Genomic DNA, 25,472 nt, shown 5'->3' on the forward strand with positions numbered 1-25,472 from the left:
ATGGGGCACGTCCCACGTCATGCACGTCCGGTACCAGGAGGCACCAAGAAATGTCGGAAACGCAGACCGGCGCGGCGCAGCGCGGGGAGCAGATCCTCGCCGTTTTCGACACCGCTTTCGGTGAGCTGCTGGCCGCCGATCCCGCGGCCTTCCGGGTCAAGTTCCGCAAGATGGCGGGCTCGGCCTTCGCCTTCTACCGCGGCACGGCGTGCCTGTTCTACGGCGATGTGGAGCGGGAGCGGCACGGCGGGGACTATCTGGACGAGCGCACCGGACGGGTGTGGATCCACGGCGATCTGCACGCGGAGAACTTCGGCACGTACATGGACGCCAACGGCCGGCTGATCTTCAATGTGAACGACTTCGACGAGGCCTATGTGGGCCCGTTCACCTGGGACCTCAAGCGCTTCGCCGCCTCCGTGGCCCTGATCGGCTACGCGAAGGCGCTGAGCGACGGCCAGATCAGCGAGCTGGTGCGGATCTACGCCGCCGCCTACCGGGAGCGGATCCACGCCCTGGCGGCCGGCGCGAAGAACGACGAGCTGCCGCCGTTCACGCTGGACACCGCCCAGGGTCCGCTGCTGGACGCGCTGCGTGACGCCCGCTCGCTGACCCGGTTCTCGCTGCTGGACTCGATGACGGAGATACGGGACTTCGAGCGCCGGTTCGCCGCCGGCGGCGGGGCGATCGACCTGGACGCGGCGACCCGCTACAAGGTGCTGTCCGCGTTCGACGGCTATCTGGAGACGCTGCCCGAGTCGAGCCTGACCCGCCCCGACTCGTACCGGGTGAAGGACGTGGTGGGCCGGCGGGGCATCGGCATAGGCTCGGCCGGGCTGCCGTCGTACAACATCCTCCTGGAGGGCAACAGCGACGCCCTGGAGAACGATGTGGTGATCTATCTCAAGCAGGCGCAGACCCCGGCGGTCTCCCGGCACATCACCGACGCCGCCGTGCGGGACTACTTCCAGCACGAGGGGCACCGCACCGTGATCTCGCAGCGCGCGCTGCAGGCCCACGCCGACCCGTGGCTCGGCTGGACCGAGCTGGACGGCGCGGGCCAGCTGGTGGCGGAGGTGTCGCCGTACGCCGTCGACCTGGACTGGTCCGACATCGACGAGCCGGAGGAGATCGCGGCAGTCGTCGCCGATCTCGGCCGGGCGACGGCGACGATGCACTCGGCGGCGGACGACGAGAGCGGGCACTCGCTGGTGCCGTTCTCCACGGAGCGGGCGATCGACGCGGCCATCGCGGCCGACGAGGAGGGCTTCGCGGAGCTGCTGGTCGACTTCGCCCACAGCTACGGGGCCCGTGCCCGCGCCGACCACCAGATCTTCGTGGACCTCTTCCGCAACGACCGTATTCCCGGCCTGTAGGGCGGTCCCGGACCCCCGGATCCCGCGGGTCCGGGGGTTTTAGGGGTCGTTTACAGGTACACATGACACACTCTCCGGCGATGGACATCTCAGGGACGCAGCTCAGGGTGGTGCGCGCGGCGCTTTTCACAGCGCTCGTCGTCACCCTGTCCACTGCTTCCCATGTGCTGCTCTCCCAGGTCCCGCTGCCGCTGACCGCGGTCGCGATGCTGGCCTGCGCCGTCTTCGCGACGGCGTACGCGCTGGCGGGCCGCGAGCGCGGCTTCGGGGCGATCGCGGGCCTGCTCGTCCCGCTGGAGCTGGCCGCCGACACGGTCTTCACCACGGGGCAGCATCTCTGTTACGGGGCGGCCGGCGGCCCGATCGCGGGGCCGCTGCGGTCCGTGGGCGTCGATGTGCTGTGCGGCGGGAGCGGCGGCGGTGCCGCGCATCTCGCGGGTGTCGGCACGGTGGGCACCCCGCTGGCCGGGGTGACCGGAGCCGGTGACCGGGCCGCCGCCCTGCTGGCGCAGCCGGGGCCCGCGGTGCCGTGGCTGCTGCTCGCCGCCCATGTGACCGTCGGGCTGCTCGCCGCGGCCTGGCTGAGGCGCGGGGAGTCCGCGCTCGCGGGGCTGCTGCGCGCGGTGGCCGCCGTGGCGTTCCGCCCGCTGCTGACCGCCGTCGCCGTGGTGGGCCACTCCCGCCGCCGGACGGCCCGCGCCCCGCGCCCGGCCGGCCGGCCGCACCCGCTCTTCCCGGCCCGCCTGCTGGGGCACTCCGTGGGACGAAGGGGTCCGCCGCTGACGGTCCGTGCCGCGCTCTGAGCACGCGGCACGCCGGGCCCCGGGAACGGCGGCCCCGCCCGTACAGCACCCCCACACCCAGCTTTCGCACCCACGGAGAACGATCATGAGCAACCGCAACACCCAGGCCAACAAGGCAGCGGCCCGCGAGCGGCTGCGCGCCGAGCGCGAGCGCCAGGCGAAGAAGGACAAGGCCCGCAAGCAGGTCGTCGTCGGTGTCTCGGTCGTCGCCGCGCTGGCGGTCATCGGCGGCATCAGCTACGGCGTGATGCAGCTGAACAAGCCGGACGCCTGGACGGCCGCCGCGGACGCGAAGAACGTGACCGCCCCGAAGAACACCTCGGGCAAGGACGGCACGACCGTGGTCATCGGCAAGTCGACCGCCAAGAAGACCCTTGAGCTGTACGAGGACTCGCGCTGCCCGATCTGCGGCACGTTCGAGCAGGCGGTCGGCGAGACCGTCGAGAAGGACGTCGAGGCGGGCAAGTACAAGATCAAGTACGTCGGTGCGACCTTCATCGACAACTCCGACAGCGGAGAGGGCTCCAAGAACGCCCTCAGCGCGCTGGGCGCGGCTCTCGATGTGAGCCCCGAAGCGTTCCTGGACTACAAGGCCGCGCTCTACTCCGCGAAGTACCACCCGGAGGAGAGCGACGACAAGTTCGCCAAGGACAGCTTCCTGCTCGAGGTGGCGGACTCCGTGGACGCGCTGAAGGGCAACAAGGAGTTCCGCGAGAACGTGGAGGACGGCACGTACGACGCCTGGGCGATGAAGATGTCCAAGGCGTTCGAAAAGAGCGGGGTGAGGGGCACGCCGTCGCTGAGGATGGACGGCAAGCCGGTCACCGCCGAGGGCAGCGAGAACGCCCCGATGTCGGTGGCCGACTTCAACGCCGCGGTCGACAAGGCGCTGAAGGCGTAACGTCCGCCCGTCCGCTCACGGCCGTACGGCGCGGCGGGGTCCGGCACCGGAAGGTGCGGGACCCCGCCGCGGGTTTTCCGGCCCGGTCACAGCGTGGCGAGGAACCCCAGGGCGACCTTCCAGGTCTGCTCGGCGGCCCGCTCGTCGTAGTCGTGCAGCTCCGGGTCGGTGAACAGGTGCCCGGCGCCCGGATAGCGGTAGACCTCCACATCGGCTCCGGTCCGCCGCATCTGGAGGTACCAGCTGTTGAGCCAGTCGGGCGACTCGAACGGGTCGGGGTCGGCGACATGCAGCTGTACGGGGAGTTCGTCCACCGAGGCGTTCTCCGCGATGTCCGAGGTGCCGTGCAGGAGCAGCAGCCCGCGCGCCTTCTCGTCGCCGAGGGCCAGGGTCTGCGCGGTGGAGGCGCCGAAGGAGAAGCCCGCGTACACCAGTCCCTGGTCGGAGTAGGGCGCCGCGGCCAGCACGGCGCGCCTGAGCAGCTCGTCCTTGCCCACCTGCTCCTTGAAGGCCATGCCCTCCTCCACCGTGTCGAAGGTGTGCCCCTCGAACAGATCGGGCACCCGCACCTCATGGCCGGCGGCCCGGAGCCGGTCGGCCGCGGCGTGCACGGCGGGCCGCAGCCCATAGGTCGAGTGGAAAAGCATGATGTTCATGACGCCCATGGTGCCAGCGAGCCCGGCCCGATCCGAACGACAGGGCCCCGGGGCCCGCCGGACGGCGGCCACAGGGGCGGCCACGGCAGTGGCCACGGCGGCGACAGCAAGGCCCCGCGGACGGGACGCGGCTGACCCCGCGCCGGGCACGTCCGTCCTCTCCGCCTCCCCCGTCCGGTCCGTCCCGCCGCCTCAGAGCCTGTCGGGTGACCTCTGATCGGGCGGCCACGCCCTGGCACGCACGCTTCCGGCGCCTGGGAATCGCACGCACCATGCCACGTCCGCTTCCCGATCGAAGGTCACCCGACAGGCTCTCAGCGCAGGCTGCGTACGTCCAGGTAGCGCAGCACCCGGTCGACGACCTCGGGGTCGGCGCCCGGCTCGCTGCGGGCGGAGAGCACCGCGTGACGGGCGGCCGACATCATCTCCCGCTGAATACGGTTGACCGCCCGGAACCGTTCCGCCCGCTGCGCGTACGCCTCGCGCCGCTCGTCGTCGACCATGTCGGGGCTGATCCGTGCCCCGATGTCGTACGCCGCGCGCTGGAGCCGCTCGACGACGTCCTCCGGGAAGTCCTCGACCTCCTGGATCTCCTTGAGCCGGTGCTTCGCCGCCTTGGCCGCCCGGATCGCGAGCTCCCGTTCCAGGGCCTGTTCGGCGTCGGTGTCGGCACGCACCCCGAGCTTGCGCACCAGCCACGGCAGTGTGAGCCCCTGGAAGACGAGGGTCGCCATGATGACGGTGAACGCGATGAAGATGATCTCGTCACGGCCGGGGAACGGCTTCCCGTCGTCCGTCTCCAGCGGGATCGCCAGCGCCAGCGCGACCGAGGCCACCCCTCGCATCCCGGCCCACCACATGACGACGGTCTCCCGCCAGCTGGTGGGGATCTCCTCGCTCACATCGCGCCGGGTGTGCAGCCGTTTGGCCAGCCAGGTCGCGGGCAGTAGCCACAGCAGTCGTACGCCGACGACGACCACGACGATCGCCAGGCCCCAGCCCACCATCTGCGGTACGCGCCCGTCGGCCGTGCCGAAGACACTGTGGAGTTCGAGGCCGATCAGCCCGAAGGCGACCCCGGTGACGAGCGTGTCGACGATCTCCCAGAAGCTGCGTCCGGTCAGACGTCCGAGGACATCGTCTGCGTCCGCGGTGTGCTCGGCGAGGAAGAGCGCGGTGGTGAGGACGGCCAGCACGCCCGACCCCATGAGCTCCTCGGCGAGGACGTAGCTCACGAACGGTACGAGCAGGGAGAGGCCGACCTGAAGGGTGGCATCACCCAGGATGTTCATCAGCTTGATGGTGAGCCAGCCCAGCGCCAGCCCGACCACCACCGCGACGACGGCGGACAGGATCAGCAGGCCGAACGCCTCGGGCAGCGAGAAGGTGCCGCTCACGGCGGCGGCGATCGCCACGTGGTAGAGCACGATCGCGGTCACGTCGTTGAACAGCCCCTCGCCCTCCAGGATCGAGACGAGCCGGCGCGGCAGTCCGACCGAGCCCGCGACAGCGGTCGCGGCGACCGGGTCGGGCGGGGCGACGAGCGCGCCGAGGGCGACCGCGGCGGCGATGGGCAGCCCCGGGACGATCGCGTTGGCGACCGCGGCGACGGCCGCCGTGGTGACGAAGACCAGCGCCACGGCCAGCAGGAAGATCGGCCGTCTGTTGGCCGCGAACTGCCGCCAGGAGGTGCGCTGCACCGATGCGTACAGCAGCGGCGGCAGCAGCGCGGGGAGGATGATCTCCGGCGGGATGTCGACATTCGGCACGAAGCTGGTGAACGCCATCGCGACCCCGGCGAGCGTCATCAGCACCGGCGCCGGAAGACCCAGACGCTCCCCGAGGGGCACCGTGACCACGGCTCCCAGCAGAAGCAGGAGCAGCAGTGCCATTTGGTCCACGATGTGCCTTCCGGGCGTGCGGGGTCAGGCCGTGAGCTCGGCCGATAGGGGCTTCCACCCTGCCACGCAATCCCCGCAATTCAGACAACACCCCCCTCCGGCCGCCCCCTTGGCCCCTCGGTCCTCCGATGTATCGGCCGCCGCCGCACCGCTGCGGGCGATCCGGGGGGGGGTGACGTCAGAGCGAACGGCGCATGGCCCGGTGGGCGATGCCCGCGTCCGGGAATTCGGGGCCGTACGCCACGTACCCGAGCCGCTCGTAGAAACCGAGGGCGTGGGTCTGGGCGTGCAGATCGACGGCGGCCAGGCCCAGGGTGCGCGCCTCGTCCTCGATGGCGCGCACCAGTGCGGTGCCGGCGCCGAGGCCGCGCGCCTCCCGGGTCACCGCGAGCCTGCCGAGCGAGCCGGCCGTGAGGTCGCCGCCCGCCCGGTCCGCCACTGCGGGACCGTGCAGCAGCCGCCCCGTGCCGAGCGCCGAGCCGTCCGCCGCGAGCGCCAGGACATGCACCGCGTCCGCGTCGTGCGCGTCGTACTCGATCTCCTCGGGCACCCGCTGCTCACCGACGAAGACGTCCTTGCGGACCTGGAAGCAGGCCGCGAGATCGCTGTCGCCGAGGGCCCTGCGGGTGGTGTACGGGGCGGGCCCAGCGGTCATTCGCTCTCCGCCGCGATCTTGTCGAGGGCCTGCTGGAGGTCGTCCGGGTAGCTGCTGGCGAACTCGACCCAGCTGCCGTCGGAGGGGTGCTCGAAGCCGAGGCGCACGGCGTGCAGCCACTGCCGGGTCAGCCCCAGCCGCTTGGCCAGGGTCGGGTCGGCGCCGTAGGTGAGGTCGCCGACGCACGGGTGGCGGTGGGCCGACATGTGCACCCGGATCTGGTGCGTGCGGCCCGTCTCCAGCTTGATGTCGAGGAGGCTCGCGGCGCGGTAGGCCTCGATCAGGTCGTAGTGCGTCACCGACGGCTTGCCCTCGGCCGTGACCGCCCACTTGTAGTCGTGGTTGGGGTGCCGGCCGATGGGGGCGTCGATGGTGCCGCTCATCGGGTCCGGGTGGCCCTGGACGAGCGCGTGGTACTTCTTCTCGACGACCCGGTCGCGGAACTGTGCCTTGAGCAGGGTGTAGGCGCGCTCCGACTTGGCGACGACCATCAGCCCGGAGGTGCCGACGTCCAGGCGGTGCACGATGCCCTGGCGCTCGGCGGCACCGGACGTGGAGATCCGGTACCCGGCGGCCGCGAGCCCGCCGATGACCGTGGTCCCGGTCCAGCCGGGGCTCGGGTGGGCCGCGACGCCCACCGGCTTCACGATGACGACGATGTCGTCGTCGTCGTGCACGATCTCCATGCCCTCGACGGGCTCGGCGACGATCTGGACCGGAGCGGCCGCCTGCGGCATCTCCACCTCCAGCCAGGCGCCACCGTGCACCCGCTCGGACTTCCCGGCCACCGAACCGTCCACCTGGACCTTCCCGGCAGCGGCCAGCTCTGCGGCCTTGGTGCGGGAGAAACCGAACATCCGGGAGATGGCGGCGTCGACGCGCTCGCCTTCCAGGCCATCGGGTACGGGCAGGGTGCGGATCTCGGGATGCGTACTCACCTGTCGAGTATGCCTTGCGCCCGCTAGTCCTTGTGCACGGTGCCGTCGGGGTCCAGGCCCTTGAAGGAAAGGATCACGATGAGGATTCCGCCGCAGACGATCGCGGAGTCGGCGAGGTTGAAGACGGCGAAGTGCGCGGGGGCGATGAAGTCCACCACCGCGCCCTCGAACACGCCGGGCGCGCGGAAGATGCGGTCGGTGAGGTTGCCGAGCGCACCGCCGAGCAGCAGCCCCAGCGCGATGGCCCACGGCAGGCTGTAGAGCTTGCGGGCCAGCCGGGCGATGACCACGATCACACCGGCGGCGATCACGGTGAAGATCACCGTGAAGGCCTCGCCGATCCCGAACGCGGCACCCGCGTTGCGGATCGCGCTGAGCTTCAGCCAGTCGCCGAAGATCTCGATGGGCTCCTGGTGCTCCAGCTTGGCGACCACGAGCATCTTGCTGCTCAGGTCGAGCAGATAGGCGACCACGGCCACGACGAAGAGCGCGAGGATCTTCCGGTGGCCCTTGCCCCCGGCCGCCGCCCCGCCCGCGTCCGTGCTTCCGGTCTCGCCCGCGTCCGGGCCCTTGGCCCCGGCCTCGGCGGTCTGCGGGGTCTCGTCCCCGGCCGCCCCCTCGGCATCAGGGATATCCGGCGTACCGATGATGCGCTCCGCCTCTGCCACGTGAGTCCCTCAACCTAGGTGCCTGACTGAGGACGAGGGTACGACACACCCGGGCTCTTTCGTTCGGGTCGGGCCGGGCCGGTGGGGTCCGGCGCCCGCGGCCGCTGTCCGGTCCGGACGAAAGCCGCGTCCGGTCCGGACGACAGGTCCGCCCGGACCGGACGAAGGCCGTTTCGCGGGTCCGGGCGCGGCCCCGCCGGATCAGCCGCGCCGCTCCTGCTTCTGTTTGTCCTCCACACACAGCGTGGCCCGGGGGAAGGCCTGCATCCGCGCCTTGCCGATCGGCTTGCCGCAGATCTCACAGAGTCCGTAGGTCCCCGCCTCCAGCCGGGCCAGGGCGCGCTCGGTCTGCTCCAGCATCTCCTGCGCGTTGGCGGCCAGCGACAGCTCGTGCTCGCGGGTGATGTTCTTCGTTCCGGTGTCCGCCTCGTCGTGCCCGGCGCCGTCCCCGGAGTCCCGCATCAGTCCGGCGAGGGCGGCGCCCGAGGCCTCCAGCTCGCTCCGCAGCCGCAGAACCTCACTGGTCAGGACCGTGCGCGCCTCGGCGACCTCCTCCGGCGTCCAGGGGTCCTCCCCGGGCCGTACCGCCAGCTCTCCGGGCGCTGTCGCAGCGGCCGCGCGGGCCTGCGGCACCGCGGCCGCGGCCTTCCCGGCGGCTGTGGTCCGACCCGCGCTCTTCTTGGCTACCACCGTGTGGGCTCCCGTCTGCTCGGCGGCCTGGGCCGCCCCCGTGGCCGTCGCTGCGGCCTTCTTCGAAGCCTTCTTGGCTGCGCTCTTCCTCGCCGGCGCCTTCTTTGCCGCCGTCTTCTCCACCGCGGTCGCGGCCGCGGTCCTCTTCGCCGGGGCCTTCTTGGCAGCCGTCTTCTTGGCAGCCGTCTTCTTCGCCACCGTCTTCCTGGCAGCCGTCCCGGCCGGTGGCTTTCCGTCGGCCCCGGTGCCGGCCACGGTCTCCACGGTCTCTTTCGCCGTCTTCTTCGCCACCATGGCCGCGGCCCCTTCACATATTGTGATCTTGCACGCGAATCGTGCTGGGACGATAAATCGACCCCAGCTCCGCGGCAACGGGGCACGCCGCCGTCACGCCCCTCCCCGTACCCGGGTCGTGGCGCGCCTGCCTCCGTTGTGCCCAGCTCCCCGCCCGGTAATCCGCTCCCGCCCCCGGCCGGGAAGTCCGTCCGCTCCCCTGTGGCCATTCGGGTCACGCCCGCGCCGCCGGGTAAACCGGTCGGCCGTCGCCCGTACGGGCCCGTACACTTGCCTCAGCGAGAGGCGTGGATGGGACGAGTAGCGTCGTACGCGGCCATGAGCGACCCGGGGACGGTGGAAGCCCGGGGGCGAGCGCGTCGTGAAGATCACCCGGAGCCGTCGGAAGAACGCCGCAAGGCCAGTAGACCCGGCATCGCGACCCAATGAGGGGGCCAAGGGCGCACGCCCGGGGCCAAGGAGGGTGGTACCGCGGGAGCGAGATGCTCTCGTCCCTCCGACGGAAGTGGAAAACGTCCGCCGGAGGAAGCCGCACATGACATCGCCTCAGTACCGCCCGGTACCCGCCCAGGTCGACCTGCCCGCGCTCGAACACGCCGTGCTCGACTTCTGGCGCGACAGCAAGGTCTTCGCCAAGAGCCTCGAACAGTCCGAGGGCCGCCCGGAATGGGTCTTCTACGAGGGCCCGCCCACCGCCAACGGCATGCCCGGCGCGCACCACATCGAGGCCCGCGTCTTCAAGGACGTCTTTCCCCGCTTCCGCACCATGCAGGGCTACCACGTCGGCCGCAAGGCCGGCTGGGACTGCCACGGCCTGCCGGTCGAGCTCGCGGTCGAGAAGGAGCTGGGCTTCAACGGCAAGAAGGACATCGAGGCGTTCGGCATCGCCGAGTTCAACGCCAAGTGCCGCGAGTCCGTCACCCGGCACACCGACGCCTTCACCGAGCTGACCACCCGCATGGGCTACTGGGTCGACCTGGACGACGCGTACCGCACGATGGACCCGGAGTACGTCGACTCCGTGTGGTGGTCGCTGAAGGAAATCTTCAACAAGGACCTGCTGGTCCAGGACCACCGGGTGGCTCCCTGGTGCCCGCGCTGCGGCACCGGGCTCTCCGACCACGAGCTGGCACAGGGCTACGAGACGGTCGTCGACCCCTCGGTCTTCGTGCGCTTCCCGCTGACCAGCGGCCCGCTGGCCGGCGAGGCCGCACTCCTGGTCTGGACGACCACCCCCTGGACCCTGGTCTCCAACACCGCCGTCGCCGCACACCCCGAGGTCACCTACGTCGTCGCGACGAACGGCGAGGAGAAGCTCGTCGTCGCGCAGCCGCTGCTGGAGAAGGCGCTCGGCGAGGGCTGGGAGACCACCGGCGAGAGCTTCACCGGCCGTGAGATGGAGCGCTGGACCTACGAGCGCCCGTTCACCCTGGTCGACTTCCCGAGCGTCGAGGGCAGCGACGGATCCGCTGCGGCCCACTACGTCGTGAACGCCGAGTACGTCACGACCGAGGACGGTACGGGTCTGGTCCACCAGTCCCCCGCCTTCGGCGCCGACGACCTCGTCGTCTGCCGCGCCTACGGCCTCCCGGTCGTCAACCCGGTCCGCCCCGACGGGACCTTCGAGGAAGGGCTGCCGCTGATCGGCGGCGTCTTCTTCAAGAAGGCCGACGAGGCGCTCACCGAGGACCTGGCCGCCCGCGGCAAGCTCTTCCGCCACGTCCCGTACGAGCACAGCTACCCGCACTGCTGGCGCTGCCACACCGCGCTGCTCTACTACGCGCAGCCGTCCTGGTACATCCGCACGACCGCGATCAAGAACCGGCTCCTCGAAGAGAACGAGAAGACCAACTGGTTCCCCGATTCGGTCAAGAACGGACGCTTCGGCGACTGGCTCAACAACAACGTCGACTGGGCGCTGTCCCGCAACCGCTACTGGGGCACGCCGCTGCCCATCTGGCGCTGCGAGGACAACCACCTCACCTGCGTCGGCTCGCGCGCCGAACTCGGTGAGCTGACGGGTACCGACCAGTCGGAGCTGGACCCGCACCGTCCGTTCATCGACGAGATCACGTTCACCTGCTCGCAGCAGAACTGCCAGCTGGAGGCGTACCGCGTCCCCGAGGTCATCGACGCCTGGTACGACTCGGGTTCGATGCCGTTCGCGCAGTGGGGCTACCCGTACAAGAACAAGGAGATCTTCGAGAGCCGCTACCCGGCGCAGTTCATCTCGGAGGCCATCGACCAGACCCGTGGCTGGTTCTACACCCTGATGGCCGTCGGCACGCTGGTGTTCGACAAGTCGTCGTACGAGAACGTGGTGTGCCTCGGCCACATCCTCGCCGAGGACGGCCGGAAGATGTCCAAGCACCTGGGCAACATCCTCCAGCCCATCCCGCTGATGGACCAGCACGGCGCCGACGCGGTGCGCTGGTTCATGGCGGCGGGCGGCTCCCCGTGGGCGGCGCGGCGCGTCGGCCACGGCACCATCCAGGAGGTCGTCCGCAAGACGCTCCTGACGTACTGGAACACGGTCGCCTTCCAGGCCCTGTACGCCCGCACGTCCGACTGGGCGCCGTCCGCGGCCGACCCGGCACCGGCGGACCGCACGGTCCTGGACCGCTGGCTCCTCAGCGAGCTCAACGCGCTGGTCGACCAGGTCACGCAGGCGCTGGAGGGTTACGACACCCAGCGTGCCGGAAAGCTGCTCTCCGCCTTCGTGGACGACCTGTCCAACTGGTACGTACGCCGCTCGCGCCGCCGCTTCTGGCAGGGCGACAAGGCGGCGCTGCGCACACTGCACGAGGCCATCGAGACGGTGACCCGGCTGATGGCCCCGCTGACCCCGTTCATCACCGAGCGGGTCTGGCAGGACCTGGTCGTCCCCGTCGTCCCGGAGGCCCCGGAGTCGGTCCACCTCTCCAGCTGGCCGAAGGCGGACCTGGCGGCGATCGACCCCGCGCTGTCCACGCAGATGGCGCTGGTGCGCCGCCTGGTGGAGCTGGGCCGGGCCACGCGGGCCGAGTCGGGCGTCAAGACGCGCCAGCCGCTGTCCCGTGCCCTGGTGGGCGCGGCCGGCTTCGAGTCCCTCTCCCCCGAGCTCCACGCCCAGATCACCGAGGAGCTGAACGTCTCCTCGCTGGCCTCGCTCTCGGACGTCGGCGGCTCGCTCGTCGACACCACGGCGAAGGCCAACTTCCGTGCCCTGGGCAAGCGGTTCGGCAAGGGCGTCCAGGCGGTGGCCAAGGCCGTCGCCGACGCGGACGCGGCCGCGCTCTCGCTTGCTCTGCGCGAGGGTACGGCGTCGGTCGAGGTGGACGGCGAGACGGTCTTGCTCTCCCCCGACGAGGTGATCATCACCGAAACGCCGCGCGAGGGCTGGTCGGTGGCCTCCGACTCGGGCGCGACGGTCGCCCTGGATCTGGAGATCACCCCGGAACTGCGGCGGGCCGGCCTGGCGCGTGACGCGATCCGCCTGATCCAGGAGGCCCGCAAGAACAGCGGCCTGGACGTGGCGGACCGGATCGCGGTGCGCTGGACGTCCACTTCCCCCGCGACGGTGGAGGCCCTGACCGAGCACGCGCCGCTGATCCAGGACGAGGTGCTGGCCCTGGACTACGCGCAGGCCGAGGCGGACGAGACGTACGGCGCCCCGTTCGAGGACGAGGGCCTGGCCCTCACCTTCCGCCTGCGCCGCACGGAGCGCTGACCCGGAGCCACCCGCGGAACGGACGGCCCGACCGGAGAGTCTCCGGTCGGGCCGTCCGCTTTCCCGGAGCCTTTTGGCAGCCGCGCCGGGCGCCGCCTCATCGCTCACCGCCCACGGCAAAGGGCCGGGCCCCGGGGAGAATCCCGGGGCCCGGCCCTCTGTCTGCCGACGGCTACGCGCTCAGCGAGCGCGAACCTGTCAGTTGTCGTCCTCGTCGATCAGGAACCCGCGCATCGGCGAGGGTGCCTGCTGCATCGGCTGCGGCGCCTGCGGCCGCACCGGTGCCATCGGCTGCGTCATCGCGGGCGACATCTGCTGCTGGCCACCGTACGAAGGCGCACCGCCCATGGACGCGTTGGCGCCCATCTGCTGGCTGCTGTGACCGCCGTGGCTGCCACCGCCCATGCTGTGGCCCATGGCACCCGCACCGGCCGGAGCCAGCGAGGGCGACGGCGGCAGCGAAGCGGCCGCCGGGGTCCGCGGCGGAGCCAGCGAGTCGTCGGCCTGGGTCTCCAGCTGACGCAGCTGGCTCTCCAGGTAGGACTTCAGACGGGTCCGGTACTCGCGCTCGAAGCCACGCAGGTCCTCGACCTTGCGCTCCAGCGTCGCGCGGGCCGACTCCAGGGAGCCCATCGCCACGCGGTGCTTCTCCTGCGCGTCCCGCTCCAGGGCGTCGGCCTTGGCACGCGCGTCGCGCTCCAGGCCCTCGGCACGGCTGCGCGCCTCGCCGACGATCTTGTTGGCCTCGGAACGGGCCTCCGCGATCGCCTGGTCGGCGGTCTGCTGTGCGAGCGAGAGGACACGGGCGGCGCTGTCGCCGCCGGGGCCCTGACCGGGCTGCTGCATCTGCGGCGGCTGCTGCATCTGCTGCATCTGCTGCTGCGGGGCGTGACCGCCCATGGGGCCGCCCATCGGGCCACCCATGGGACCGCCCTGCATCGGTCCGGGGCCGTGCGGGCCCTGCGGACCGGGACCGTGGCCACCCTGAGGGCCATGGCCACTGGGACCTGCGGGCAACTGCGGCGCGCCACCGGGCAGCTGGGGCGGACCCATCTGCGGCTGCTGCTGCTGCACCGGAGGTCCGGATATGGCGGCGGGAACGGGCGCACCCGGGCGGTCCTGCGGCTCCGGCTTGCGCATGCCCTGCTGCTGCTGGTTCTGCGCGGCGGCTCGCGTCGCGGCGGCCAGCTTGGCGCGCAGGTCCTCGTTCTCGCGGAGCAGACGGGTCAGCTCCGATTCGACCTCGTCGAGGAAGGCATCGACCTCGTCCTCGTCATAGCCTTCTCGGAGGCGGACGGTCGTGAACTGCTTGTTCCGCACGTCCTCGGGGGTCAGCGGCATCTCTTCTTCACCTCTACGTAGTCGTCGGCAGTCGGCAAGACCGTATCGCTCACAACCTGACCACAACGCTGATCAGGATGTAGACGATGATCATCAGAACGAAGAAGGACAGGTCGAGTGCCACGCCCCCGAGACGCAACGGCGGAATGAACCGCCGCAGAAGCTTGAGCGGTGGATCGGTGACAGTGTAGGTGGCCTCGAGAACGACCACCATCGCCTTGCCGGGCTGCCATGAACGTGCGAACTGGAAGACATAGTCCATGACCAGCCGGAAGATCAGCACGATGAGGAAACACATCAGCGCGATATAGACCACATCCAGTGCGACGCCCATTCCCGCGCTTCCCTCTCCCCTGGCTCTCGTAGCTCCGGCCTCGCGGCCGGCACCGGCCTCTCGGCCGGGTTGTTCCCGGTGTCGTGTTCTCAGCTCTGGTTGAAGAATCCGCCCTCTGCGATACGGGCCTTGTCCTCCGCCGTGACATCGACGTTAGCAGGCGACAACAGGAACACCTTCTGCGTCACACGCTCAATGCTGCCATGGAGACCGAAGACAAGTCCTGCGGCAAAGTCGACAAGTCGCTTTGCGTCCGTGTCGTCCATCTCCGTGAGATTCATGATCACCGGAGTGCCCTCACGGAAGTGTTCCCCGATGGTACGGGCCTCGTTGTAGGTCCGGGGGTGAAGCGTGGTGATGCGGTAGGGCTCCCGCTCGGACACGACCTTGGGCATGATCACGGGTGCGTTCTTCTCCATGTTCGGACGTTCAGGTGTGATGGATGCCACGGGGGCGATTCGGGCGGGTCGTCCGCTTTCCGCAGGGAGCTGAACCGGCTCGCGCTGCGCGGGTGGTTGCACGACTCGTACCGGTTCGTCCCGTTCGCGCTCCCGCTCCACCTGATGCGCGGGCTGGTGCCGCCGCCGGTCCCGCTCGGGCTCCGGCTCGGGTTCGAATTCATCGTCGGGGTCGAACCCCGGACCGTCGTACCCATCGTCCTCCACGAGGCCGAGGTAGACCGCCATCTTGCGCATCGCGCCGGCCATGCTCTGAGTCCTCCGCTCTGTGGTGGATCGGCATTCGTCACCAAGTGCCCGCGATCCACTGTGGTCTTTGCCCGCTACAAGTGGGAATGACCATATTTTCTGCTGTGGTCCGACCTGCTTCGCGACGTTACCCGAGCCGGGGTCGGACTCCGAGTACCGCCGTACCGACGCGTACATGTGTCGCTCCGGCCGCAACGGCGTCCTCAAGGTCCGCACTCATCCCCGCGGAGACCATGTTCGCAGCCGGACGGCCGGAGCGCAGGCGGGATGCGATTTCCATCAGCCGGTCGAATGCCGCCCGTTGCCGCCCCGCGTACGGTCCGGCCAGCGGCGCGACCGTCATCAGGCCGTCGAGCCGGAGCCCCGGCGCCGCGTCCACCGCGGCGGCCAACTCCTCGATCGCGTCCGGCGCGACACCGCCGCGCTCACCGCGCCCGCCGCTGTCCGCGTCCAGGGCGACCTGGATGAGACAGCCCAGTTCACGCTCACCGCGCACCGCGGCCGCGGAGAGCGCGGTGACCAGCTTGACCCGGTCCACCGACTGCACGACATCGGCATAACTCGCCACAGAACGAACCTTGTTCGTCTGCAATTGTCCGACAAAGTGCCATGTCAGTGACAGATCCGCACATGCGGCGGCTTTCGGTGCCGCGTCCTGGTCGCGATTCTCCGCGACATGACGCACACCGAGTTGGTGCAAGATCCGCACATCGCTCGCTGGATAAGTCTTCGTGACCACAATCAGGGTCACTTCTTCCCTTTTACGACCGGCTGTTGCACAAGCGGAAGCAATACGTTCCTCCACCTGTGCCAGATTTTCGGCGAGTTGAGTCCTACGGTCCGTCATGCCCTATCAGTCCAACCAGACATATCCGGCGAGCCGCCCTGTCGTGCGGTCGCGGCGGTAGGAGAAATGGTCGCCCGATTCCAGGGTGCAGAACGGCGAGCGGTGCCGGTCGCCGATGCCGAGGGCGTCGAGCTGCGCGTGCACTCCGGCGGTGACGTCCACGGCCGGCGTTCCCCAGCTCGTCTCGGACCAGGAGGCGGGAACGGTCCGAGCCACCTCCGCCCGCATCGGCTCCGGGACTTCGTAGCACCGTCCACAGACGGCGGGCCCGGTGTGCGCGATGATCCGGGAGGGTTCGGCGCCGAGGCCGGTCATGGCCTCGACCGCGGCCGGTACGACTCCGGCGACCAGACCGGGCCGTCCCGCGTGCGCCGCCGCGACGACTCCGGCGACCGGGTCGGCGAGCAGTACGGGCGTGCAGTCCGCGGTGAGCACGGCGAGCGGGACTCCGCGCCGGGCGGTCACCACCGCGTCCACCGCCGGAATGTCCGGGGCCTCGCCCCAGGGTCCGTCGACGACGGCCACGTCCCGCCCGTGCACCTGGTTCATCCAGACGACCCGCGCCGGATCGAGACCGAGGTGGCGGGCGGCGCGGGAGCGGTTCGCGCGCACGGCGGCGGGGTCGTCTCCGACCGCGCCGCCGAGGTTGAGCTGCTCATACGGAGCGGCGCTCACCCCGCCCCACCTGTCGGTGAAGGCGAAGTGCGCGCCGCCCGTCGAGTCCTCCACGTGAAACGCGGGGCTCTTGTGATGCCGACCTATCACTTCAAGAAGTCCGGTACATCCAGCTCTTCGGCCTGGGTGTCCTGGTAGGGACGGGCTGGCGGGACGTGCGGCGGCGAGACCGGCGGAAGCGGGCTCTCGTTCACCACCGGAGCGGGTTCGGCCGGGGCCTTGGGCTCATCGCGCAGAGGCACCGAGCCCAGTCCACCGCCCTGGCGGGCGGGTTCGGCGGCCCGTACCGGCGCGGCCGGCTCCTCGCGCTTGCCGGCGCCCGCGCCCAGGACGTTCTCACGACGGGCCGGCGGCTGTCCGCCGTCGAAGCCCGCGGCGATCACGGTGACCCGTACCTCGTCACCCAGGGCGTCGTCGATGACGGCGCCGAAGATGATGTTCGCCTCGGGGTGTGCCGCCTCACTCACCAGCTGGGCGGCCTCGTTGATCTCGAAGAGACCGAGGTCGCTGCCGCCGGAGATGGAGAGCAGGACACCGCGGGCGCCGTCGATGGACGCCTCCAGGAGCGGCGAGGAGATCGCCATCTCCGCGGCGGCCACCGCGCGGTCGTCCCCGCGGGCCGAGCCGATCCCCATGAGCGCCGATCCGGCCTCGGACATGACCGACTTGACGTCGGCGAAGTCGAGGTTGATCAGACCCGGGGTGGTGATGAGGTCGGTGATGCCCTGGACACCCGAGAGCAGTACCTGGTCGGCCGACTTGAACGCGTCGAGCACACTGACCTGGCGGTCCGAGATGGACAGCAGTCGGTCATTGGGAATGACGATGAGGGTGTCGACCTCTTCGCGGAGTTCGGCGATGCCGTCCTCCGCCTGGTTCGCGCGTCGCCGGCCCTCGAAGGTGAACGGGCGGGTGACCACACCGATCGTCAGGGCGCCGAGCGAGCGCGCGATGTTGGCGACGACGGGTGCGCCGCCGGTGCCGGTGCCGCCGCCTTCTCCGGCGGTGACGAAGACCATGTCGGCCCCCTTGAGGACCTCCTCGATCTCCTCACGGTGGTCCTCTGCCGCCTTGCGACCGACGGCCGGGTTCGCCCCGGCGCCGAGGCCGCGGGTGAGTTCACGGCCGACGTCGAGCTTGACGTCGGCGTCGCTCATCAACAGGGCTTGCGCATCAGTGTTGATCGCGATGAACTCGACGCCCTTGAGGCCGACCTCGATCATTCGGTTGATGGCATTGACACCACCGCCGCCGACACCGATGACCTTGATGACTGCGAGGTAGTTCTGCGGTGCTGCCACGTCGAAGGCCTCTCGCCTCGAGTTACGTGTCGTCGCTTCACGGGTTTCCCGTGGCGACGACGGATGCCGATTGGGACGGTCCGGACGCCGACCCAAACCCTAACGTTGAAGTTTAGGGTTACCAGTGTGTCTGCTTCTTGGACTCTTCCGAACAGGACACTAAGTCGACAAGTGGCGCACGTTCAACGAACACGCCGAACCTCCCGTTTTTCTTTTCACCCTATGTGATCACCCGTAGCGATGACCAACCAGGGTCCTGGCCAGGCCAAATGTGCGTCAACTTCCCGAAACCGCAGGGGCGGTGGGTGCACTCACGTCGAAGTGCCCCGCTTTGGGAGCGGCTTTCATGAGAGCGGTGAGGACTCTCGCCTTCACCGGCCCCTCCTCGCCGCTGCCCCAGGTCACCGCACGACCCCGGGTCAGTTCCAGGGAGATCGAGTCGTACGAGGTGACCCGTACGGCCTCGGTGTCCTTGGCGATGTTCCCCGGAAGACCGCCCGCGACCCGGACCGCTTCCCGCAACAGACGGTCACTGCCGAAGCGGCGCAAACTCGCTGACTGATCGGGTTTCAGTTCCAGCAGAGGTACGCCCCGGGGCGCTTTGTCCACGGTCGCGAAGCGCACGCCTTTCGCGTCCACTTCAATGAACTTTGCGCCCTTTTCCACCAACAGGACCGGCTTTCGTTCGGTCACTTTAAGGCCGATCCCGTGCGGCCATGACCGTACGACATCCACTGTGTCGATACGAGACAACTTCTGGCGCAACCTGTTCTCCATGGCGCCCGTGTCCACGGAGATCAGCGGCGCCCCGAGCGGAACCTCCGCCGCGGCCTCCACCTCGGCCGGGGTCAGCACATCGGTGCCGGTGGCACCGACCCGCTCCACCCGCAGCCAGGACGACCCGTAGAGCACCCAGACCGCGCCGGCGGTGACCAGGGCCACCGCGACGGCGATCAGGATGAGCAGTGTACGGCGGCTCAGCCGACGCCCCTCGGGCCCGGTGCGCGGCGGACGGGCGGGGGTGTCCGCCCGCTTGCCCGCACCGCGCTGGGCGGTCGTCCCTCCGGCCACGCTCGCTCCTTCACCGGACCCGGGGCGCGCGCCCCGGGTCCGCACCGCCTCACGCCTGGCGGCGTGCGGCAATCGCCTCGTACACCATGCCGACGAGCAGGTCGTCGGCGTCGCGCCGGCCGAACTCCGCGGCGGCACGGGACATCTCGTACAGCCGGTGCGGATCGGACAGCACCGGAAGGACGTTGCCCTGCACCCACTCCGGGGTCAGCGCCGCGTCGTCCACCAGCAGACCGCCGCCCGCGTTGACCACCGGCTGGGCGTTGAGCCGCTGTTCGCCGTTGCCGATGGGCAGCGGGACATAGGCGGCGGGAAGCCCGACGGCGGAGAGTTCGGCGACGGTCATCGCGCCCGCGCGGCAGAGCATCATGTCGGCCGCGGCGTACGCGAGGTCCATCCGGTCCACGTACGGTACCGGGATGTAGGGCGGCATCCCGGGCATGTTGTCGATGCGCGGCAATTCGTTCTTCGGACCGACCGCATGGAGGATCTGGATTCCGGAGCGCTGGAGCAGCGGCGCGACGCGCTGGACCACCTCGTTCAGGCGGCGGGCGCCCTGCGAGCCGCCGGAGACCAGCAGCGTCGGCAGGTTGGGATCCAGACCGAAGGCGGCGCGCGCCTCGGGGCGCACCCGGGCGCGGTCCAGGGTCGCGATGGTGCGGCGCAGCGGGATGCCGATGTAGCGGGCGCCGCGCAGCTTGCTGTCCGGGGTGGAGACGGCGACGCCGTGCGCGTACCGCGAACCGATCTTGTTGGCCAGTCCCGGACGGGCGTTGGCCTCATGGACGACGATCGGCACTCCGGCCCGTTTGGCGGCCAGGTAGCCGGGCAGGGCGACGTAGCCGCCGAAGCCGACCACGCAGTCCGCCTTGGTGCGCTCCAGGATCTGCTCGGCGGCCTTGATCGTGCCGCGCAGCCGTCCCGGGACGGTGATCAGCTCGGGGGTGGGCTTGCGCGGCAGCGGTACGGCAGGGATGAGCGCCAGTTCGTACCCCCGCTCGGGTACGAGCCTGGTCTCAAGTCCGCGTTCCGTGCCGAGGGCAGTGATTCCCACGGCCGGGTCCTGCCTGCGCAGGGCGTCTGCGAGGGCAAGCGCGGGCTCGATGTGGCCGGCGGTCCCCCCGCCGGCGAGTACGACATGCACCGAAATTCACCGCTCTCCGGACGGACGCTTCTTGACGCGCCGTCTCATCGTCTTCCATCTCACCCCGGGCCTCCGCATGGCCAGGGCCGCTCTCGCGGCGGGATCATCTCGCGCGAAGGCGATCATCAGCCCGACAGCGAACATGGTCGGCAGCAGAGCCGACCCTCCGTAGGAGAACAGCGGGAGCGGGACCCCGGCGATCGGCAGCAGACCGAGCACCGCACCGACGTTGATCACGGCCTGCGCCGTGATCCAGGTGGTCACACCTCCCGCGGCATACCTCACGAAGGGGTCCTCCGTGCGTCCGGCCACGCGGATACCCGCATAGCCTAGAGCCGCGAACAGGGCGAGCACCGACAGCGTCCCTGCCAGACCCAGTTCCTCACCGGTGATCGCGAAGATGAAGTCGGTGTGTGGTTCAGGCAGTTGACCCCATTTTTCCACACTCGCGCCCAGCCCGGAACCGAACCATCCGCCGGACGCCAGAGCGTAGATACCATGTACGGCCTGCCAGCAGGAGGCCTCCGGGCCGGGGTTGCTGAACGCCGTGCATTCGAGCCTGGCCATGCGGTTCGGGCTGGTCTTGATCAGCAGGAATCCGATGACGGCGGCGAAGCCGAGCACCCCGGCGAACAGCCGGGTGGGCGCGCCGGCCAGCCAGAGCAGCCCGAACAGGATCGCGGTGAGAATGATCGCAGTTCCCATGTCGCCGCCGAGCATGATCAGCCCGAGCAGCATGAAGGCGACCGGGACGACCGGGACGAGCATGTGTTTCCACTGCGTCAGCAGGCGTTTGTCCTGTTTGCGGGCCAGCAGGTCGGCGCCCCACAGGATCAGCGCGAGTTTGCCGAACTCGCTGGGCTGGAGCTGGAAGGGGCCGCCCAGATAGATCCAGTTCTGGTTGCCGTTGACCGACATCCCTATCCCCGGCACCTGGACCAGCACCATGAGGAAGACGGTGCCCATCAGCAGCGGGTAGGCGAGCGCCCGGTGGAGCTTGACGGGCATCCTGGCGGCGAGCAGCATCAGCGCGGCGCCGATGACGGCGGCGAGGAACTGCTTGCGGAAGAAGTACGTGGCGGGCCTGTCGATGTCCAGCGCCTTGATCATCGAGGCGGAGTAGACCATCACGAGCCCGAGCACGGTGATCAGCAGGCTGGAGCCCAGGATCAGGTAGTACGCGGTCAGCGGCCGGTCCCAGGCCCGGCGCGCCTGTTCGTAGAGCCTGCGCGGGCCTCGGAAGAGACCGCCGGAGCCACTGGGGCCGCCGGAGCCACGGCCGCCGCCACGGGGCGCCGGGGGCCGTCGTGAGGCCGTTGTGGGCCGGCCGCGCAGCATGAGGCCCACGGGCGGCACAGGGCCCGCCGGGGCGGGGCGGGCCAGGAGGCGCGGGATGAGCGCCCGGCTGACCGCCGCGGTCGCGCGTGCGCGGTCCGGCAGGCGCGCGGCGGAGCTCTCGTCGGCCGGCATTGTCGCTGTCCCCTCCACTGTTCGTGCCCGGGACCGGTGCCGGGCCCGGGGCCCGTGGCGACGGTGGCCGGGCCCGTCAGTCGCGCTCGTCGGCGAGTGCGCGGACCGCGTCCGCGAACGCCTCGCCCCGCTTGTTGTAGTTGGTGAACATGTCCATCGAGGCGCAGGCCGGTGCCAGCAGTACGGTGTCGCCCGGCCGGGCGAGCCGTGCCGCTTCCCCGACCGCCTCGGACATCGCCCCAGTGTCGGTCCGGTCGAGGTCGACCACCGGTACCTCGGGGGCGTGTCGCGCCAGGGCTTCGCGGATCAGCGCCCGGTCGGCGCCCATCAGCACGGCACCCCTCAGGTGCTTGGCCGCACCGGCCACCAGCCCGTCGAACGTGGCGCCCTTGGCGAGCCCCCCGGCGATCCAGACCACCGGGTCGTACGCCGCGAGGGAGGCTTCGGCGGCGTGGGTGTTGGTGGCCTTGGAGTCGTCGATGTACGCGACTTCGCCGACGTCCGCCACATGTTCGATGCGGTGGGCGTCCGGGCGGAAGGCCCGCAGCCCGTCGCGTACCGCCGCGGGCCCGACCCCGAAGGCGCGGGCCAGCGCGGCGGCCGCGAGCGCGTTGGCGATGTTGTGCGGGGCGGGCGGGTCGATGTCGCCGACCTCCGCGAGCTCCTGCGCCTGCTTCTGCCGGTTCGCCACGAAGGCCCGGTCGACGAGGATGCCGTCGACCACTCCGAGCTGCGAGGGGCCGGGGGCGCCCAGGGTGAAGCCGATGGCACGGCAGCCCTCCTCGACATCGGCCTCGCGCACCAGGTGCTCGGTGGCCGGGTCGGCGGCGTTGTAGACGCAGGCGACGGTGTTGCCCTCGTAGATCCGGCCCTTGTCGGCGGTGTACGCCTCCATGGAGCCGTGCCAGTCGAGGTGGTCCGGGGCCAGGTTGAGCACGGCCGCGGAGTGGGCGCGCAGCGAAGGCGCCCAGTGCAGCTGGTAGCTGGAGAGCTCGACGGCGAGCACGTCGTACGTCTCGTCGCCGAGCACCGCGTCCAGCAGCGAGACCCCGATGTTGCCGACGGCCTCGGTGCGCAGCCCCGCGGCGCCGAGGATCGAGGCGAGCATCCGTACGGTGGTGGTCTTGCCGTTGGTGCCGGTGACCGCGAGCCAGGGGGCGGGCTCCCTGCCGTTCAGCCCGCGCAGCCGCCAGGCGAGTTCGACGTCGCCCCATACGGGGACGCCCGCCTCGGCGGCTGCCAGGAAGAGCGGCTTGTCCGGCTTCCAGCCGGGGGCGGTCACGATGAGCTCGGTGGACTCGGGCAGGGTCGCGCCGTCGCCGAGGCGCACGGTGATGCCGTGCGCCTCCAGCTCGGCCGCCTGGATACGGCTGCGCTCGTCGTCCCCGTCGTTGACGACGGTGACGAGCGCCCCGAGTCCGTGCAGGACACGGGCGGCGGGGATTCCGCTGACGCCGAGTCCGGCCACCGTGACGCGCTTGCCCTGCCAGTCCACGTTGCTCACTTCTTGGCTGCCCATCCCGCGTAGAAGAGGCCGAGGCCGACGATCACGCACATGCCCTGGATGATCCAGAAGCGGACCACGACAAGGACTTCGGACCACCCCTTGAGTTCGAAGTGGTGCTGGAGCGGTGCCATCCGGAAGACCCGCTTGCCGGTCATCTTGAACGAACCGACCTGGATGACCACGGACATGGTGATCATCACGAAGAGGCCGCCGAGGATGGCGAGCAGGAACTCCGTACGGGAGCAGATCGCGAGCCCGGCCAGCGCGCCGCCGAGGGCGAGCGAACCGGTGTCACCCATGAAGATCTTGGCGGGCGAGGTGTTCCACCACAGGAAGCCGAAGCAGGCACCCATGAGGGCGGAGGCCACCACGGCCAGGTCGAGCGGGTCGCGTACCTGGAAGCAGGCGCTGGGGTTGGTCAGGGTGTCCGCGTTGGCGCAGGACTCCTGGAACTGCCAGAGACCGATGAAGGTGTAGGCGCCGAAGACCATCACGGAGGCACCGGTGGCCAGGCCGTCCAGACCGTCCGTCAGGTTCACGCCGTTGGACATCGCGAGGATCATGAACAGCGCCCAGACGCAGAACATCACCGGGCCGATCGACCAGCCGAAGTCCTCGACGAACGAGAGCCGGGTGGAGGCGGGGGTGTTGCCGCTGGAGTCGGCGAACTGGAGCGAGAGCACCGCGAAGGCGATGCCGACGATCAGCTGGCCGGCCATCTTCGCTTTGGCCCGCAGGCCCAGCGAACGCTGCTTGACGATCTTGATGTAGTCGTCGAGGAAGCCGACGAGCCCCATCCCGGCCATCAGGAACAGGACGAGGACACCGGAGAAGCGCATCTCCTCGCCGGTGATCACCTTCGCCAGGATGTACGCGATGATCGTCGCCAGGATGAAGGCGATGCCGCCCATGGTGGGCGTGCCCTTCTTGCTGCCGTGGCTGCGCGGGCCGTCGTCGCGGATGAACTGCCCGTATCCCTTGCGGGCCAGGAGCTTGATCAGCAGCGGGGTACCGACCAGGGTCAGAAAGAGCCCTATGGCCCCCGCGAAGAGGATCTGCCTCATCGGCCGGCGACCTCGCCCTCGGTCGAGTTCTCCAGCAGTGCCAGGGCGACCTTCTCCAGGCCGACCGACCGGGACGCCTTCACCAGCACGACGTCTCCCGGGCGCAGTTCACTGCGCAACAGGTCGACGGCCGCCTGTGCGTCGGACACGTGCACCGACTCCTCACCCCACGAACCCTCGTTATATGCGCCCAGTTGCAGCCAGGAGGCTTCTCTTCCTCCGACTGCGACGAGCTTGCTGACGTTGAGCCGGACGGCGAGCCGTCCGACCGCGTCGTGCTCGGCGAGCGACGCCTCGCCGAGCTCGGCCATCGGACCGAGCACCGCCCAGGTGCGTCCCCCGCCGGCCCGGGGGGCCTTGCCCATGGCGGCCAGCGCACGCAGTGCGGCTCTCATGGATTCGGGGTTCGCGTTGTAGGCGTCATTGACGACCGTCACACCGTCCGGACGCTCGGTGACCTCCATGCGCCAGCGGGAGAGGGTGCCCGCTCCGGAGAGCGCCTCGGCGATCTCAGTCACGGACATGCCCAACTCATGGGCGACGGCGGCCGCGGCGAGCGCGTTCGACACGTGGTGCTCACCGTACAGGCGCAAGGTCACGTCGCTGCACCCGGTGGGTGTGTGGAGCTCGAAAGCGGGGCGGCCGTCCTCGGTGAGCCGGACCTTCTCGCCCCGTACGTCCGCATCCGCGGCCTCTCCGAAGAGGAGTACCCGGGCCTTCGTGCGGGAGGCCATGGCGCGTACGAGGGGGTCGTCGGCGTTGAGGACGGCGGCGCCGTCCTCGGGGAGGACCTCGACCAGTTCGCCCTTGGCCTGCGCGATGGCCTCCCGGCTGCCGAACTCGCCGATGTGGGCGGTGCCGACGTTGAGCACCAGCCCGATGCGCGGCGGGGTGAGACCGGCGAGGTAGCGGATGTGGCCGACGCCGCGGGCACCCATCTCCAGGACCAGGTGCCGGGTCTCCCGCGTGGCGCGCAGCGCGGTGAGCGGTAGGCCGATCTCGTTGTTGAAGGAGCCCGGCGTCCAGACGGTGGGGGCCCGGTGCTGGAGGATCTGGGCGATCAGGTCCTTGGTGGAGGTCTTGCCCGCGGAGCCGGTGAGGGCGACGACGGTGGCGTCGAGGCGCTCCACGACGGCGCGTGCGAGCGTGCCGAGCGCGGTTTCGACGTCGTCCACGACGATCGCCGGAACACCGACGGGGCGGGCGGCGAGCACTGCTGCCGCGCCCGCCTCGACGGCGCGCTGCGCGTGGTCGTGGCCGTCGGTCCGCTCACCGCTGAACGCGGCGAACAGGCTGCCTTGCGCCACTTCTCGGGAGTCGATGACGACGGGCCCGTCGACGACGACTGCCTGATCCGGTATGTCGTGCGGCTGCCCGCCGACGATTTCGGCGATCTCGGCGAGGGAAAGGGCGATCACTG

General features: G+C 70.3%; 22 protein-coding genes. 4 read left to right on the forward strand and 18 right to left on the reverse strand.

All coding sequences use genetic code 11. The annotated features are described in order from the left end of the window. Window positions 1–50 precede the first annotated feature (50 nt). The 3 genes from ACIGJO_RS01295 to ACIGJO_RS01305 all read left to right on the forward strand — a co-directional run bounded on the left by ACIGJO_RS01295 (window position 51) and on the right by ACIGJO_RS01305 (window position 3,080). Window positions 51–1,376, forward strand: coding sequence for a DUF2252 domain-containing protein (locus tag ACIGJO_RS01295; RefSeq protein ID WP_399950266.1), 1,326 nt, complete (start codon window positions 51–53; stop codon window positions 1,374–1,376). 80 nt (window positions 1,377–1,456) lie between these two features. Further along, complete coding sequence (locus ACIGJO_RS01300) at window positions 1,457–2,179, forward strand: hypothetical protein (protein WP_399950269.1); 723 nt, start codon at window positions 1,457–1,459, stop codon at window positions 2,177–2,179. 85 nt (window positions 2,180–2,264) lie between these two features. Further along, window positions 2,265–3,080, forward strand: coding sequence for a thioredoxin domain-containing protein (locus ACIGJO_RS01305; RefSeq protein ID WP_399950272.1), 816 nt, complete (start codon window positions 2,265–2,267; stop codon window positions 3,078–3,080). Between the two features lie 86 nt (window positions 3,081–3,166). On the opposite strand, the gene ACIGJO_RS01310 is transcribed toward ACIGJO_RS01305, so the two are convergent. The 6 genes from ACIGJO_RS01310 to ACIGJO_RS01335 all read right to left on the reverse strand — a co-directional run bounded on the left by ACIGJO_RS01310 (window position 3,167) and on the right by ACIGJO_RS01335 (window position 8,882). After that, entirely contained in the window at window positions 3,167–3,745 is a 579-nt protein-coding gene (locus tag ACIGJO_RS01310; protein WP_399950275.1) for a dienelactone hydrolase family protein, read from the reverse strand. 305 nt (window positions 3,746–4,050) lie between these two features. Beyond that, window positions 4,051–5,637, reverse strand: a complete 1,587-nt coding sequence (locus tag ACIGJO_RS01315; RefSeq protein ID WP_399950278.1) for a Na+/H+ antiporter — start codon at window positions 5,635–5,637, stop codon at window positions 4,051–4,053. A gap of 178 nt (window positions 5,638–5,815) precedes the next feature. Next, window positions 5,816–6,292 (reverse strand): GNAT family N-acetyltransferase, encoded by a 477-nt coding sequence (locus ACIGJO_RS01320; RefSeq protein WP_399950281.1) that lies wholly within the window; start codon window positions 6,290–6,292, stop codon window positions 5,816–5,818. Further along, a complete protein-coding gene (locus ACIGJO_RS01325) occupies window positions 6,289–7,230 on the reverse strand; it encodes an RluA family pseudouridine synthase (RefSeq protein WP_266929860.1) in 942 nt (313 codons plus the stop codon). Before ACIGJO_RS01325 ends, ACIGJO_RS01320 begins: the two co-directional genes overlap by 4 nt. 23 nt (window positions 7,231–7,253) lie before the next feature. Next, the gene (gene lspA / locus ACIGJO_RS01330; protein ID WP_399950284.1) at window positions 7,254–7,898 is read right to left on the reverse strand and encodes a signal peptidase II; all 645 of its coding nucleotides are present in this window, start codon (window positions 7,896–7,898) and stop codon (window positions 7,254–7,256) included. Window positions 7,899–8,099: 201 nt separating this feature from the next. Then, a complete protein-coding gene (locus tag ACIGJO_RS01335) occupies window positions 8,100–8,882 on the reverse strand; it encodes a TraR/DksA family transcriptional regulator (protein ID WP_399950287.1) in 783 nt (260 codons plus the stop codon). A 535-nt stretch (window positions 8,883–9,417) separates the two neighbouring features. Between ACIGJO_RS01335 and ileS the strand changes: the two genes are divergently transcribed. Continuing rightward, window positions 9,418–12,591, forward strand: coding sequence for an isoleucine--tRNA ligase (ileS, locus tag ACIGJO_RS01340; protein ID WP_399950291.1), 3,174 nt, complete (start codon window positions 9,418–9,420; stop codon window positions 12,589–12,591). A gap of 198 nt (window positions 12,592–12,789) precedes the next feature. On the opposite strand, the gene ACIGJO_RS01345 is transcribed toward ileS, so the two are convergent. From ACIGJO_RS01345 to murF, 12 genes are all read right to left on the reverse strand, one after another. Beyond that, window positions 12,790–13,932, reverse strand: a complete 1,143-nt coding sequence (locus tag ACIGJO_RS01345) for a DivIVA domain-containing protein (RefSeq protein WP_399950294.1) — start codon at window positions 13,930–13,932, stop codon at window positions 12,790–12,792. A 49-nt stretch (window positions 13,933–13,981) separates the two neighbouring features. Then, the gene (locus tag ACIGJO_RS01350) at window positions 13,982–14,266 is read right to left on the reverse strand and encodes a YggT family protein (RefSeq protein ID WP_006123846.1); all 285 of its coding nucleotides are present in this window, start codon (window positions 14,264–14,266) and stop codon (window positions 13,982–13,984) included. Between the two features lie 89 nt (window positions 14,267–14,355). Beyond that, on the reverse strand, window positions 14,356–14,973 hold the full coding sequence (locus tag ACIGJO_RS01355) for a cell division protein SepF (protein WP_266929870.1): 618 nt from the start codon (window positions 14,971–14,973) through the stop codon (window positions 14,356–14,358). 127 nt (window positions 14,974–15,100) lie between these two features. After that, entirely contained in the window at window positions 15,101–15,820 is a 720-nt protein-coding gene (locus ACIGJO_RS01360; RefSeq protein ID WP_399950298.1) for a YggS family pyridoxal phosphate-dependent enzyme, read from the reverse strand. Window positions 15,821–15,826: 6 nt separating this feature from the next. Continuing rightward, complete coding sequence (pgeF, locus tag ACIGJO_RS01365; protein WP_399950301.1) at window positions 15,827–16,549, reverse strand: peptidoglycan editing factor PgeF; 723 nt, start codon at window positions 16,547–16,549, stop codon at window positions 15,827–15,829. Window positions 16,550–16,581: 32 nt separating this feature from the next. Then, on the reverse strand, window positions 16,582–17,796 hold the full coding sequence (gene ftsZ / locus ACIGJO_RS01370; protein ID WP_399950305.1) for a cell division protein FtsZ: 1,215 nt from the start codon (window positions 17,794–17,796) through the stop codon (window positions 16,582–16,584). 276 nt (window positions 17,797–18,072) lie between these two features. Continuing rightward, window positions 18,073–18,867: a cell division protein FtsQ/DivIB gene (locus tag ACIGJO_RS01375; protein WP_399950308.1), complete on the reverse strand. Its 795-nt coding sequence runs from the start codon at window positions 18,865–18,867 to the stop codon at window positions 18,073–18,075. 49 nt (window positions 18,868–18,916) lie between these two features. Then, complete coding sequence (murG, locus tag ACIGJO_RS01380) at window positions 18,917–20,011, reverse strand: undecaprenyldiphospho-muramoylpentapeptide beta-N-acetylglucosaminyltransferase (RefSeq protein ID WP_399950311.1); 1,095 nt, start codon at window positions 20,009–20,011, stop codon at window positions 18,917–18,919. A 6-nt stretch (window positions 20,012–20,017) separates the two neighbouring features. After that, window positions 20,018–21,481, reverse strand: coding sequence for a putative lipid II flippase FtsW (ftsW, locus tag ACIGJO_RS01385; protein ID WP_399950316.1), 1,464 nt, complete (start codon window positions 21,479–21,481; stop codon window positions 20,018–20,020). Window positions 21,482–21,557: 76 nt separating this feature from the next. Continuing rightward, window positions 21,558–23,000, reverse strand: a complete 1,443-nt coding sequence (gene murD, locus ACIGJO_RS01390; protein WP_399950319.1) for a UDP-N-acetylmuramoyl-L-alanine--D-glutamate ligase — start codon at window positions 22,998–23,000, stop codon at window positions 21,558–21,560. Continuing rightward, window positions 22,982–24,052, reverse strand: a complete 1,071-nt coding sequence (gene mraY, locus ACIGJO_RS01395) for a phospho-N-acetylmuramoyl-pentapeptide-transferase (protein WP_266929884.1) — start codon at window positions 24,050–24,052, stop codon at window positions 22,982–22,984. Before mraY ends, murD begins: the two co-directional genes overlap by 19 nt. Further along, window positions 24,049–25,470 (reverse strand): UDP-N-acetylmuramoyl-tripeptide--D-alanyl-D-alanine ligase, encoded by a 1,422-nt coding sequence (gene murF / locus ACIGJO_RS01400; protein ID WP_399950322.1) that lies wholly within the window; start codon window positions 25,468–25,470, stop codon window positions 24,049–24,051. Before murF ends, mraY begins: the two co-directional genes overlap by 4 nt. Window positions 25,471–25,472 lie beyond the last annotated feature (2 nt).

Origin of the sequence: Streptomyces sp. NPDC079020, assembly GCF_044542225.1 — a bacterium.
GTDB lineage: Bacteria > Actinomycetota > Actinomycetes > Streptomycetales > Streptomycetaceae > Streptomyces.

What these genes read in the sequence shown, in the direction of transcription:
- ACIGJO_RS01295 (WP_399950266.1), top strand. Translation starts at nt 51, where the DNA reads ATGTCGGAAACGCAGACCGGCGCGGCGCAGCGCGGGGAGCAGATCCTC.
- ACIGJO_RS01300 (WP_399950269.1), top strand. Translation starts at nt 1,457, where the DNA reads ATGGACATCTCAGGGACGCAGCTCAGGGTGGTGCGCGCGGCGCTTTTC.
- ACIGJO_RS01305 (WP_399950272.1), top strand. Translation starts at nt 2,265, where the DNA reads ATGAGCAACCGCAACACCCAGGCCAACAAGGCAGCGGCCCGCGAGCGG.
- ACIGJO_RS01310 (WP_399950275.1), bottom strand. Translation starts at nt 3,745, where the DNA reads ATGGGCGTCATGAACATCATGCTTTTCCACTCGACCTATGGGCTGCGG.
- ACIGJO_RS01320 (WP_399950281.1), bottom strand. Translation starts at nt 6,292, where the DNA reads ATGACCGCTGGGCCCGCCCCGTACACCACCCGCAGGGCCCTCGGCGAC.
- ACIGJO_RS01335 (WP_399950287.1), bottom strand. Translation starts at nt 8,882, where the DNA reads ATGGTGGCGAAGAAGACGGCGAAAGAGACCGTGGAGACCGTGGCCGGC.
- ileS (WP_399950291.1), top strand. Translation starts at nt 9,418, where the DNA reads ATGACATCGCCTCAGTACCGCCCGGTACCCGCCCAGGTCGACCTGCCC.
- ACIGJO_RS01345 (WP_399950294.1), bottom strand. Translation starts at nt 13,932, where the DNA reads ATGCCGCTGACCCCCGAGGACGTGCGGAACAAGCAGTTCACGACCGTC.
- ACIGJO_RS01350 (WP_006123846.1), bottom strand. Translation starts at nt 14,266, where the DNA reads ATGGGCGTCGCACTGGATGTGGTCTATATCGCGCTGATGTGTTTCCTC.
- ACIGJO_RS01355 (WP_266929870.1), bottom strand. Translation starts at nt 14,973, where the DNA reads ATGGCCGGCGCGATGCGCAAGATGGCGGTCTACCTCGGCCTCGTGGAG.
- ACIGJO_RS01360 (WP_399950298.1), bottom strand. Translation starts at nt 15,820, where the DNA reads ATGACGGACCGTAGGACTCAACTCGCCGAAAATCTGGCACAGGTGGAG.
- ftsW (WP_399950316.1), bottom strand. Translation starts at nt 21,481, where the DNA reads ATGCCGGCCGACGAGAGCTCCGCCGCGCGCCTGCCGGACCGCGCACGC.
- murD (WP_399950319.1), bottom strand. Translation starts at nt 23,000, where the DNA reads ATGGGCAGCCAAGAAGTGAGCAACGTGGACTGGCAGGGCAAGCGCGTC.
- mraY (WP_266929884.1), bottom strand. Translation starts at nt 24,052, where the DNA reads ATGAGGCAGATCCTCTTCGCGGGGGCCATAGGGCTCTTTCTGACCCTG.